The organism is Lyngbya sp. PCC 8106, from assembly GCF_000169095.1.
Classification (GTDB): domain Bacteria; phylum Cyanobacteriota; class Cyanobacteriia; order Cyanobacteriales; family Microcoleaceae; genus Capilliphycus.
In genome coordinates this window covers 23246-35086 of the sequence record NZ_AAVU01000004.1, presented here as the reverse complement: position 1 = coordinate 35086, position 11841 = coordinate 23246, and the positions used below count along the sequence as shown (strand labels likewise).

Below are 11841 nucleotides of genomic sequence, written 5' to 3'. Positions count from 1 at the left end.
ATGTCAGACCCTCAACTTATAGAAGAAAAATATCCGGTAATTGCTCTACCTCCCACTCAAGACGAACTTCCCTGTGATGATGGGATACCCATGGAAACTGAACGTCATAAACATCAATCTGATTTGTTGATTAATCCCCTTTGGGAAAGACTAAAACAGCAAAATGCCTATGTTGCAGGTAATATGTTTGTTTACTTTAGCCTGGAGCAAGTTCGCAACCAAGACTTTCGGGGGCCAGATGTATTTGTTGTTTTAGATGTTCCCCGCACTGAACGGAAAAGTTGGGTGATTTGGGAAGAAGGAAAAGGGCCAGATATTGTGATTGAACTGTTATCTGAAAGTACCCTTAACCGTGATAAAACCGAAAAAAAACAGATTTATCAATCTCGAATGCGAGTCCCAGAATATTTTTGGTATGATCCCTTTAACCCCGAAGATTTTCAGGGATTTCGCTTACAAGGTAGCGTTTATCAACCCCTTGAACCAGACGAAGATGGCCGTTTAATTAGTCAAGAATTAAACTTAGCATTAATCAAATGGTCGGGCAGTTATCGAGAGATTAATACCGTTTGGTTGAGGTGGGCAACATTGGAAGGAGTTCTCCTGCCAACAACGGAAGAAATAGCAGAAGTTGAACGCCAACGGGCAGAACTCGCAGAACAACAACTCGAACAATTGAAACAACAGTTGAGAGAAAGGGGAATTGATATGTCACAATTATAAAAGTAATCTAGGGATAACAAATAGGAGTGAATGAAGTTAGGAACATATCCAAGTCGGCTGACTTTGAGGAAATAGTATGAAAACTGCTTTAATTTGTGGAATATCAGGACAAGATGGTGCTTATCTCGCTGATTTTTTATTAAAAAATGGCTACTCGGTTTGTGGCACCTCACGGGATGCTCAAATGTCATCCTTTCAAAACTTATCTCGCTTAGGCATCCGAGAACAAGTTAAACTCGAATCTATGAGCTTGACGGACTTTCGGAGTGTATTGCAAGTCCTGACAAAAGTTAAACCCAATGAAGTCTACAACCTAGCTGCCCAAAGTTCAGTCGGTCTTTCCTTCAACCAACCCGTAGAAACCCTCGAAAGCATTGCAACTGGAACTTTAAACCTGTTAGAAGCCATTCGGTTTACTGGGGCAGACATCAAACTTTACAACGCAGGTTCAAGTGAATGTTTCGGGAATACAGGCGAATTAGCCGCCGATGAAAATACCCCCTTTCGTCCTCGCAGTCCCTACGCTGTTGCTAAGTCCGCCGCCTTTTGGGAAGTCGCTAATTATCGAGAAGCCTACGGTTTATTTGCCTGTTCAGGTATCTTATTTAACCATGAATCTCCCCTGCGACCCGAACGATTTGTGACCCAAAAAATCATTACAACGGCCTGTAGAATCGCCCAAGGCAGTACAGAAAAACTCTATTTGGGCGAAATTTCCGTCCGACGAGATTGGGGTTGGGCGCCGGAATATGTGGAAGCCATGTACAAAATGCTACAGCATGACGAACCCGATGATTATGTAATTGCCACCGGGAAAACCTCCGCATTACAAGATTTTGTTGTCGAAGCCTTTACTTGTGTCGGTCTAAACTGGGAAGATTATCTAGAAACAGACCAAAGTTTGTATCGACCAACAGATATTGCAGTCGGTCGGGCGAACCCTGCCAAAGCCCAAGAAAAATTAGGATGGCAAGCCCAGTATAAACTACCCGATATTGTCCGAATGATGGTTGAGGCTCGACAAAAGGGATTTTAGCTTACTCACAAGCTTCAGTTTTCCTTTTCTGCCCAAAATCCCAGTAAAATATACACTATAGGTAATTTGCTGGCTAGGAGGGGAACAATCTTGGATGAACTCAGAGGAGCATTGGAACTCGCAACCGAAGAGGAGTTGCAACAACTAACTGAACTGCTGTTTAGCCGTCGGTTTAATCCCTTAGACTACTTCAACACCCCTCAACCCATTGATGTTCAAAGTCGTGACCATGAAGCCTGTCTAGATGCACTCGAACAACGATTTCGCTATTTAGCCGCAGACGGACTCACCGTGTTGAGAGGACGCACTCACCAAATCAGTTATCGTCAAGCTTTAGTTCAAGTCTGTCGGTATCTGAAAATATCCTATTCCAAAAATCTCTCAACGACTGACTTAGAAGCTGAAATCTTTTTATTCTTATTAGGACGGGCTTGGAAACGTTTACCCGCTTCCGAACAACAAGCTTTAACTCAACGCATTAGTCATGCTCTGGCTCAGTCCGACTCCGCTCAACCCCTGCCTTTATCTGCTCAAAAAGACCCATTAGGTTTTCTTTTGAAAGCGGGAAGTGCAATTGCAGTGAGTACGATTGTACAACCAATGGTGTTGCAACAACTCGCCCGTCAGTTTGCCCTACATTTTGCCAAATACCAGATGGCAAAACAAGCTATCGTTCAAGGGAGTACGACTGCCGCCACCCAGTTCCAAGGTTATGTTACCGTGCAGATGGCAAAACGAGGAATGGCCGTGAGTGCAGCCCGTTATGGTACAACTCGCAGTGTATTTGCGTTTCTTGGCCCGGTATTGTGGACTTGGTTTGTCGCCGATGTCGGTTGGAAAACTATCTCAACCAATTATGCCCGAATTATTCCCACAATTTTTACTTTGGCACAAATTCGCCTAACACGTTCAGACTGGGCTTGGGAACCTGTTGTTTAAAAAAGGCAATCATGCAAAAGGCAAGGGGAAAGGGTTACGGGGCAAGAGTTTTTTCGATGGCTTCTTTCCTCCTGAACACAGCAACTCCCCACCTCCCCACCTCCCCCGTAACCCCACCGATAACCCATCCGTTCCCAAAAGCATTAACCCAAAAAACCCACCAACAACCCATCCGTTACCCATCTCCCCCTGCACCCCACCTCCCTAACAACAAACTACTGTGTCTGTTCTCACTCGACATCCTGAACCCAAACTACAAGGGCTTTGGAATTTATTTCAAGTCGGATTATTTCTATTTCCACTCCTGCCAACTTGGGGCGGAATTATGATAGTTTTGGCGGCTATTATCACCTGGACAAAGAAATTTAAACCCATTATTAATCAACCCGTTCATCAGGCTTTAATCGTTTTAAGTCTGTTACTGATTTTAATGGCAACTTTGGCAGAAAATACTTCCGAAGCCTTCATTGGATTATCTAACTTTTTACCCTATTTTTTTGTTTTTGCGGGATTTAACACCTTAATTCAAACCCCGACTCAACTCCGCCAAATTGCTTGGATTTTAATTATTCCCTCTATTCCCGTTGTAATTTTAGGTTTAGGTCAACAATTTCTCGGATGGTCAGGAATTGAACAATTAAGAGGCTTTTTCGGTTGGGTTATCGTTCTCAATGGTAGCCCTCCTGATAGAATGTCTTCCGTCTTTATGTACGCTAATATTTTAGCCGTTTATCTTTTAATTGTCTTAATTTTGGGACTGGGATTATTCATCGAACGGCTACCGTTTTGGAAGTTTAAACCCGACGAAAAACTCTATCCTAAACCCTCCTTTTTAACGGTTTTAATCATCGCTTTGTTCGGCGTAACAATTGCCCTAATTTTCACCAACTCCCGCAACGCTTGGGGACTGATGGTATTTTCCAGTGTCGCTTATGCGGTTTATTTGGGATGGTGGATTGTGTTAGGATTAGTGATTGCTGGAGTCACAGCTATTTTTGGGGCTGCATTTGCTCCTTCTCCGATTCAAAAAGGTTTAAGAGTCATTGTTCCAGCTTATTTTTGGGAACGTCTGACCGACCAAAACTTTGAACGTCCCGTTGAAACACTTCGCATCACTCAATGGAAATTCGCCTGGAACCTCACCCAACAAAAACCTTTAACCGGTTGGGGTTTGCGAAACTTTACCGCCCTCTACGAAAGCAAGATGAACGTTTGGATGGGTCATCCTCACAACTTGTTTTTAATGATGACGGCTGAAGTGGGAATTCCTGCAACTTTACTCTTTTTAAGTATTATCGGTTGGATTTTAGCCCAAGCTGTTCAACTCGGAATTAAACAAAAAATTCCCCCTCAAGACCGATTAATTTTCTTCAGTTATGGACTGGCATTTGGGGCTTGTGTGTTGTTTAATTTGTTAGATGTAACGTTGTATGATTTCCGAGTAAATACCTTGGGATGGATATTACTCGCCGCCATTTATGGCAATACTCAACAATTTACTCTAACAAATCCGGTTGCTGACGCACAATCTTGTCATACAAAGACTGAAAACTAAACCAACCCATAAAATGACTGCCAATCTGACTGTAAGTTAAACTGGCAACATCCGGTTCAATTAATATTGGTTTCCCTGCGGCTTCTGCCATCAATTGCGCCTGGGCTGACCGTTCCATGGTAATAAACCACCACGCCGCTTCATCAACAGTATGACCAACGGTAAGTAAACCATGATTGCGGAGAATAACCGCTTTGCGTTCACCAAGCGTTTCAGCAATCCGTTTCCCTTCCGAGAGATCAAGCACAACTCCGGTATAATCATCAAATAAAGCATGATCTTGATAAAAAGCACAGGCATCTTGAGTTAAAGGGTCAAGTCGTCGCCCCAAACAAGACCAAGCCTTCCCATATATTGAATGAGCGTGGGCTGCTGCCACCACATCGGGTCTAGCTTGATGGATTTGGGAATGTATCGCAAACGCCGCCGCGTTAACGGGTTTATCGCCTTGAACCACTTCCCCTTTTTGATTCACCAAGAGTAAATCTGAAACCCGAATCTGACCAAAATACATCCCAAACGGGTTCACCCAAAATAAATCCGGCCATTCGGGGTCACGAGCGGTAATGTGTCCCGCTACGCCTTCATCAAAGCCATAATGAGCAAATAAACGTAACGCTGCGGCTAACCGTTGTTTACGGTGTTGACGTTCAGCTTCAATCGTCTCAAACGTCGGGGGTTGGGGCAAATCAAACTTTTCAAACATAATGCTCCTTGAGGATTTTAGAGAATTAGTAAGACGGAATCAGTATCTAAAATATTCAATATCTAAAATATATTGATACACGCTTAACACCCTCTACAAACAATAGGAAGGATCGACTCTAAAAAGGTTGCTTGAATTTTTGCGATCGCTGCTTCTCATTTTTCTGCTTTCACTCGACAGTCAGGAAACTCTTTTACAAATGCCGAAACTTGGCTTGATGTCAATATTTCTAACAGAAGTGTCACTTTTAGATTTGTGAATAAATGAGATTGTTGTGATAACTCTGGGTTCATCGGTGTTTGTCAAAGTTAATGATTGGGTTTACTTTGATTATACTAGAAATTAGTGTCTAATTGTTTTTCTTGCTTTGCTGGTTTAAACTAGAGATTAAAAGTTCAGATTGATTTAAAATTAGCATCTTTTGTTTTTATGAACAATAAGGAAAAGACAAACAGATTTGTGATTCTACTTTCCATCGTTGATGTTGGTGGAAGCGCAAGTAAGCAAGTTGTATTAGATAATATTGAATCTCGACAGTATATCAATTTTTCTCAAGAAGACCTGGAAATTTGCGATAATCGTAACGAGCTACGATGGAGGAATAATTTTGCCTGGGCTAGATACGGTTTAGTCTGCGAAGGTTACATAGATAATGCCATCAGAAATCAATGGCGAATAACCGAGCAAGGTGAACAATATTTAAAAGACCTTTGCCAAGAAATTTTACAGGTTAAGTCTACGCAAATAACCAATGCAGCGATAGAAAGAGCAAAAGAGATTATCTTTCCAAACCAAAAACAGTTTGAATATTATCTCGATCAACTGAGAGAAGATGGTGTTTTGAGTACAAGTGAAACTGAAGAAATTCAGATTAAAAGAGTTAAGCGGTATCAGAAGATCACAGATCAACTCAAGACCAAATATAAAGGATGTTGTCAAATCAAAGATTGTGGTTTTACGTTTATTCAAAAGAATGGAGATAACTATGCTGAAGCACATCATTTAGTTCCTCTTTCTGAAGGAGGTTCTCAAGATGCCTCCAACGTGGTTATTTTATGTCCAAATCATCATAGAATGTTTCATTATGCTGTGGTCAGCATTGGTAAATTAGCTCGGGAAAAACGCTCTGTTATAATTAATGGAGTAGAAACCTATCTCATTTATTAGTAAATAAGAATGCAATAAAAATAACTTTATGCCTGACAAACTTCGTAGAAATATTGGTCGAGAACTCAATAAGAAGTGGGGGGAGTTAACGCTCAACACACACTGTATCGCGCTGATGGTACTAGATATCATTGTCTTGAGAAGTTTCCGGGTGCGCTATTCGATTAAAAGGTTCAATCCGTTGAGTTTGGTGCATCAGGTTGTTAACATTAAGATCTAACTACTCTATCTTCGCCCTGATACACCCTACAGTCTGCGTTATCATCCAACACCCAACACCCGCACTGCGCTGAGGCGCACCAACGAACCGGAAAAATTTTTCTAAAAAGGGTTGACAAGTTTAGAAAAAGGCTCTATATTGGTTAATTGTGCGAGGGAAACAAAAACACCCCGAACACAAAAGACCTAAGAAAGCATTTTAAAGCTTTTCTGGTGTCTATGGCTCGATGGAACCACACCGATCCATCCCGAACTCGGATGTGAAACGTTGACACGGCGAAGATACTTGGTGGGTAGCTGCCTGGGAAAATAGCTCGATGCCAGGATAATATACGAAAGCCTTCTTCCAGTGATAAATCGGAAGGAGGCTTTTGAATTTGGTGTGATTTTTACCTGCTTTCAGAGGTTTCAACTTTTTTGAGTTGTTGGTGGAGAAATTTCCCCCATTGTGCAGCGAGAGGAACTTCTGTAAACGGAACTCGAACCGGAGTGGCTTCTTGTTTCAACTGAAATTCTAACTCGATCTCCTTACCACTTTCAGGCGGAGAGTCTAAATCAACCGAATGATTATCAACCACCAGCCAAATAGATCGTACATCTTCCAACGACAGGGTTTGTAGATTAGTCGGCCCTTTGCGGGTAGGTTTTCCCCAAGTGAGTTCAGTCCCTTTTAAACCCAATACGGCATAGATATCATATTTAGCCTTTTCAAACCCTTTCTCCCATTCCCGATAGGCTTCAACCTTGTTGTATTCGTTCCAGCCTGACCAGGCTAACCAAAAGAAAACAATCAGTAGCGGAAGCCACAATAAACCTCGTTCCATAGCTGACCCTGAGTAAATTGGCACTCAATCATGATTCGCTTCTCACATCAGGTAGATACAATGGGAGAACTACGTTATTTGTCTGGGACTCCTTCGACGAATAACCCACAACGCACCGACGAATAATGATGAAAAGATTTTTTCTGCTGTGCTTATTCTTAATTGGGCTAGGCTGGGCCGTATCTGGTTTTTCCGGTCTGGCTGCCCAAGGCACATATGATTCGATTGTACTAGACTTTCGCGAAGAGATTGGGCAACAATCAATTACCAATCAAATTCAGGCGATCGCTCAAAAATATCAAGTGATTCCCTATCTCAATAGCGAATTTTCGCCCGAAGACAATATTTATATTGTTCGGGGTGACAAACAACTGCTCAAATCCTTGAGAAAATCTCTAGGTAAAAAGACAGAATACATTGAACCCAACTATATCTACTCCGCTAACTATAGCGCGAAGTTTGACAACGGTGTTCTGTATGATGCTGTTCCCTCCAAAAAGAATATTTCTCAGGATTCTTTTTTCAGTAACAGCGTTCCCAACGATCCATTTTATGGTCAACAGTGGAATCTCCGCAGCATTAATGTGGAAACGGCTTGGAATGAAACGCACGGTGAAGGCGTAACCGTTGCTGTGATTGATACCGGAGTCAGTCAAGTTCCGGATCTCAAAGATACAGAATTCGTGGGCGGCTACGATTTTGTTAATGATCGCGCTGAAGCATCCGACGATAATGGTCATGGCACCCACGTTGCCGGAACGGTTGCCCAATCGACCAATAACGGTTATGGTGTGGCGGGAGTCGCCTACAACGCAAAAATCATGCCGTTAAAAGTCCTGAGTGCAGGCGGTGGCGGTACGATTGCTGATATTGCTGAAGCGATTAAATTTGCCGCCGATAACGGCGCTGACGTGATTAACATGAGTCTTGGCGGTGGCGGTGAAAGCCAGTTAATGCAAGAGGCGATTAATTATGCTTACAACAAAGGGGTTGTGATTGTCGCCGCAGCGGGTAACTCTGGACAAAATGCGGCAGGATATCCAGCCCGTTATCCCAAAGTGATTGGAGTAGCTGCTTTAGACCCCACAGGCAACAAAACGCCCTATTCTAACTTTGGTGCCGGGGTTGATATTGCTGCCCCTGGTGGGTTAACGGAAGGTGAAAATACAGCAGGGGGTATTCTCCAAGAAACGATTGATCCCGAAACCGGGGGATCGACGTTTGCAGCCTTCCAGGGAACGAGTATGGCATCTCCCCACGTTGCTGCAATTGCGGCGTTAGTGAAAGCTTCGGGGATCACTGAACCTGAAGATGTCGCCCATATTCTCAAAGAATCCGCCCGCAAAGTGACTGAAGATCCGCTTAACCATTTTGGGGCTGGTCATGTGGATGCGGGAAATGCGGTACAACTGGCTTTGAAAGGACAGATTACTTTCCGGGACTTTTTCCGGTGGTTGCGCGATAGTGGTTATCTCAATCCCCGTTTTTGGATTGATGGCGGCGCTGTGGCGTTGTTACCCAAACTTGGTATGGTGTTGGGTTCCTATCTTTTGGCTTGGTTCCTGCGAAATTATTTCCCCTTCCAATGGAGTTTTTCCATGATGAGTGGGTTGGTTGCAGGGTCTAGCGGTTTATTTTTCCTGCGAGGGTTCTATATTTTTGACCTTCCTCAATGGCCGATGCGAATGATGGGAAGTTCGGTTCCAGAACTCGGAAATGCGATCGCGGGTAATAGTTTATTAAACCCGATTTTTGCCAGTGTGTTAATTCCGGCTATTCTAGTTGTTTTGTTCCTCGGACATTCGACTTGGAAATGGATCGCCATTGGTACTACTATCGGGGTAGCAAGTTGTTTAACGGTTTCAGCAGTTATTTCTCCTGCGGTTTGGGGACTGGGTTCAGGAATACTCGCCCAAGGTTTCCTCGGAGTTAACGCTTTGCTGTGTTTAGGATTGGCAACTCTCGCCCTGAAAGCTGAAACAAGGACGGTATAAACAATGAAAGTTCAAGGCAAAATTGAACACAAAGGTTTTGGGACTGGCACTTGGGCGTTAGTGACGGATAACAAAACCTATGAACTCAAAGATGCACCTTCTGATCTCAAAAAGAAAGGCTTAAAAGTTGAGGTTAATGGTGAAGTTCGAGAGGATGTGATGACGACGGCAATGATTGGCCCAGTTTTGGAAGTTCAATCTTTTGAAGTGATGGAATAATTTCCAGCTATGTCTTTATTTGAGAGGTTTGTAGTTGAGTTTAAATACTGCTACAGCCTCTCTTTTTTTGACAGAAAATACAATTATTTTCCCCATTTATTTATTGTTGTTTTTTGATTTTAAAGTCGAATAAAATTCTAAGTATTGATTCATGGCTTTAGATTTTGAGAACCGAAATGGCTCAGTTCGCAGAGGAGAATTAGGTTGCTTTAAAGCGTCTACAATTGCTTGAGAAAGGTTTTGAACCGGATTATTTTTTAAGTCAAAATAAAAGCAGTCAGAAGCCCCAACTTCTCGAAAAATAGGGATATCAGAACAGACTACACGAGCCGAAAAATAGAGAGCCTCTGCCAGGGGTAAGCAGAACCCTTCTGTTGAGGAAGGACAAACCATCAGATCACAATGTTGATAAAGCCAGCATAACTGTTCATCATCAATTGATGAAGTCAGAAAAACCCGATCTGCGAGCGATTTTTTATGAATCAGTTCAATTAAGTTTCCAGTTTCTGGGCCTGTACTCCCCACAAAAATAAGTTGAGTTAATGGCTCAATTTCATGTTGTTCTATGAGTTTAGCGTAAGCTGCAATCAATAAATATAAATTTTTATTTTTACGATGTTGAGCCACACTTAAGATAAAGGGAGTTGTTCCTAGATTAAGCTGATGCGGAAGTTTAGATTGAGTCTGTTCAAAGTCAACATAGTTATAAACAACACGACTATTGCCTTTAGCATAGACTTTCGGAAAATAATACTTGAGTCGGTCTAAAGTGTCTTGAGAAACACAGACAATTCCATCACTATTTTGAATCGCCATACGGGTAAATAGTTGATTAAATAAATAATTTGGAAATCCAAAGTTTTCGGGTTTTTCATAGGGATAAAAATCATGGATTGTTGAAACAACAGGAACAGAAAATAAAAAGTTTAAAAAGGGAATAGGAAAGGAAAAATGAGCAATATCCGGCTGAAGTTTTTTGATCAGTTTTGGCAGGTTAAACATAAACCAAAAGTTACGCTTCAGTGAGCTATTTTTGATCTGTATTGGCAGGATGTTTATTTTCGGAGAATTTAGCTGAAAATCTTCTTCAAAATAACCTCTTTGCCAACTCCCCAAAACTAATGTTACTTGCTCAACTTGTTCAGAAGCGGCTAGACATTTGGCTAAATTTGCAGCCCCTCGACATAAACCTGTGGGTTGAGTAAACCGACTTAATGCAGAAATCAGGATGTGCATATTTCTACTCTTGTGATAGATTAACCTTGACGTGTTTCCAGTTATTTAAGTTTAATTTTAGGAATCTTACTTAGGAGAAATTGTTAACAATTTCTAATTTGATTTTTAAGCTAGCATTAGTAGTTATATTCAGCTAAAATTTTTTCATAAAGTTGTAGGTAGCTTTGAGCTACTGTACGGGGTTGAAAGTATTTTTCAGCAAAAGCTTTTCCTTGAACTGACCATTCTTGAAGTTGCTCAGGTTGGTTGAAAATTTCTTGTAAACTGGTGGCGGCTTCACTAATATTAGAGGGTAAAACTAAGCCAAGATTATATCGCTTGAAAATATCAGCAAAATCAATAGTATTAGCAATTACACAAGGGACTCCTAAATACATTGCTTCAGCAATTGATACTCCAAAAACTTCCCATCTAGATAAATGAATATAGACACTGGCATTAACAAGCACTTGTTTTTTTTCTTCGCCATAAATAGGATTGTGAAAAAATACATTTTTGGGGAGATTTTCTTTGATTTTTTTCAACCATTTTTTAGTTCGATGATCTTCAGTTCCATAAAGATGAAATTCTAAATTTGGAAGCTTTTTGGCAAGTTTTACTAAAATATCTATGCCTTTATGAAAAACATCAAATCTTCCCATAAAAATAATTTTGTTTTTCTTAATATTTTTTTGCCATTTTGCGTCACCTAAAGTATCAGTATCTAGGGGATTATATATCCATTCAAGATGTTTATGAGAATCAGACAAAAGAGATTCTACAATTTTTTTCTCGGGATTAGAAAGAACGGTTATTGCCTCGGCATTAGAAAATCTTTGCTTTTCTATTAAGCTGGTGTAAAGCCATTTTTTTAAACCTCCTCGTTGAGATTGTAAACCTCCATGAGGAGTCACAAGATATGGAATTTTTTCAGTTCTAAGATAGTTAGCTAAAGTGGCTTGGCGAGGAACATAAACAGAGTGTAAATGAACTATTTGAGGTGGATTGAATAGACTTTTTTTAAGACATTCACTATGATAATACCATTGATTCGCATGAACGTAATTTAATCTAATTTTTCTTTTTTTTGCAAAGGCTTGAACTTCTGCATCAGGTGGTTTATCCATGAGGAGAGTAATTTCATGTCCCAATTCAACTTGCTCTTTAGCAATTAACCAAACTGTGTTTGTGATACCACAGACTTTCTCAAATGAAGCTGCTACGCCAACGTGCCATACTTTCAT

The 11841-nt window shown here is 41.2% G+C and carries 11 protein-coding genes and 1 rRNA gene; 8 read left to right on the top strand and 4 right to left on the bottom strand.

The features are described 5' to 3' along the window. From L8106_RS03810 to L8106_RS03795, 4 genes are all read left to right on the top strand, one after another. Window positions 1-723, top strand: a complete 723-nt coding sequence (locus tag L8106_RS03810) for a Uma2 family endonuclease (RefSeq protein WP_009782878.1) — start codon at window positions 1-3, stop codon at window positions 721-723. Window positions 724-799: 76 nt separating this feature from the next. Then, complete coding sequence (locus L8106_RS03805; protein WP_009782877.1) at window positions 800-1759, top strand: GDP-mannose 4,6-dehydratase; 960 nt, start codon at window positions 800-802, stop codon at window positions 1757-1759. Between the two features lie 90 nt (window positions 1760-1849). Beyond that, the gene (locus L8106_RS03800; protein ID WP_009782876.1) at window positions 1850-2698 is read left to right on the top strand and encodes a YaaW family protein; all 849 of its coding nucleotides are present in this window, start codon (window positions 1850-1852) and stop codon (window positions 2696-2698) included. A 220-nt stretch (window positions 2699-2918) separates the two neighbouring features. Then, window positions 2919-4253: an O-antigen ligase gene (locus L8106_RS03795; RefSeq protein WP_009782874.1), complete on the top strand. Its 1335-nt coding sequence runs from the start codon at window positions 2919-2921 to the stop codon at window positions 4251-4253. Here the strand turns inward: L8106_RS03795 and L8106_RS03790 are convergent. After that, window positions 4195-4959 (bottom strand): class II aldolase/adducin family protein, encoded by a 765-nt coding sequence (locus L8106_RS03790; RefSeq protein WP_009782873.1) that lies wholly within the window; start codon window positions 4957-4959, stop codon window positions 4195-4197. The genes L8106_RS03795 and L8106_RS03790 overlap by 59 nt on opposite strands. Window positions 4960-5388: 429 nt before the next feature. Between L8106_RS03790 and L8106_RS29325 the strand changes: the two genes are divergently transcribed. Together L8106_RS29325 and rrf are read left to right on the top strand one after the other, a co-directional pair. Further along, complete coding sequence (locus L8106_RS29325; protein ID WP_009782872.1) at window positions 5389-6126, top strand: winged helix-turn-helix domain-containing protein; 738 nt, start codon at window positions 5389-5391, stop codon at window positions 6124-6126. A 428-nt stretch (window positions 6127-6554) separates the two neighbouring features. Continuing rightward, window positions 6555-6671, top strand: a 5S ribosomal RNA gene (gene rrf, locus L8106_RS03780). 63 nt (window positions 6672-6734) lie between these two features. Here rrf and L8106_RS03775 read toward each other — a convergent pair. Continuing rightward, window positions 6735-7169, bottom strand: coding sequence for a hypothetical protein (locus L8106_RS03775; protein ID WP_009782871.1), 435 nt, complete (start codon window positions 7167-7169; stop codon window positions 6735-6737). Window positions 7170-7297: 128 nt separating this feature from the next. On the opposite strand from L8106_RS03775, the gene L8106_RS03770 reads away from it, so the two are divergent. Beyond that, a complete protein-coding gene (locus L8106_RS03770) occupies window positions 7298-9163 on the top strand; it encodes a S8 family peptidase (RefSeq protein WP_009782870.1) in 1866 nt (621 codons plus the stop codon). A gap of 3 nt (window positions 9164-9166) precedes the next feature. After that, window positions 9167-9382: a hypothetical protein gene (locus L8106_RS03765; protein ID WP_009782869.1), complete on the top strand. Its 216-nt coding sequence runs from the start codon at window positions 9167-9169 to the stop codon at window positions 9380-9382. A gap of 96 nt (window positions 9383-9478) precedes the next feature. Here L8106_RS03765 and L8106_RS03760 read toward each other — a convergent pair whose 3' ends face one another. After that, the gene (locus L8106_RS03760; protein ID WP_009782868.1) at window positions 9479-10618 is read right to left on the bottom strand and encodes a glycosyltransferase family 1 protein; all 1140 of its coding nucleotides are present in this window, start codon (window positions 10616-10618) and stop codon (window positions 9479-9481) included. A 116-nt stretch (window positions 10619-10734) separates the two neighbouring features. After that, the gene (locus tag L8106_RS03755; RefSeq protein WP_009782867.1) at window positions 10735-11841 is read right to left on the bottom strand and encodes a glycosyltransferase family 4 protein; all 1107 of its coding nucleotides are present in this window, start codon (window positions 11839-11841) and stop codon (window positions 10735-10737) included.

Excerpts from the sequence above, each read along its gene's own strand:
- L8106_RS03810 (WP_009782878.1), top strand. The coding sequence starts at position 1 with ATGTCAGACCCTCAACTTATAGAAGAAAAATATCCGGTAATTGCTCTA.
- L8106_RS03805 (WP_009782877.1), top strand. The coding sequence starts at position 800 with ATGAAAACTGCTTTAATTTGTGGAATATCAGGACAAGATGGTGCTTAT.
- L8106_RS03790 (WP_009782873.1), bottom strand. The coding sequence starts at position 4,959 with ATGTTTGAAAAGTTTGATTTGCCCCAACCCCCGACGTTTGAGACGATT.
- L8106_RS29325 (WP_009782872.1), top strand. The coding sequence starts at position 5,389 with ATGAACAATAAGGAAAAGACAAACAGATTTGTGATTCTACTTTCCATC.
- L8106_RS03775 (WP_009782871.1), bottom strand. The coding sequence starts at position 7,169 with ATGGAACGAGGTTTATTGTGGCTTCCGCTACTGATTGTTTTCTTTTGG.
- L8106_RS03770 (WP_009782870.1), top strand. The coding sequence starts at position 7,298 with ATGAAAAGATTTTTTCTGCTGTGCTTATTCTTAATTGGGCTAGGCTGG.
- L8106_RS03765 (WP_009782869.1), top strand. The coding sequence starts at position 9,167 with ATGAAAGTTCAAGGCAAAATTGAACACAAAGGTTTTGGGACTGGCACT.
- L8106_RS03760 (WP_009782868.1), bottom strand. The coding sequence starts at position 10,618 with ATGCACATCCTGATTTCTGCATTAAGTCGGTTTACTCAACCCACAGGT.
- L8106_RS03755 (WP_009782867.1), bottom strand. The coding sequence starts at position 11,841 with ATGAAAGTATGGCACGTTGGCGTAGCAGCTTCATTTGAGAAAGTCTGT.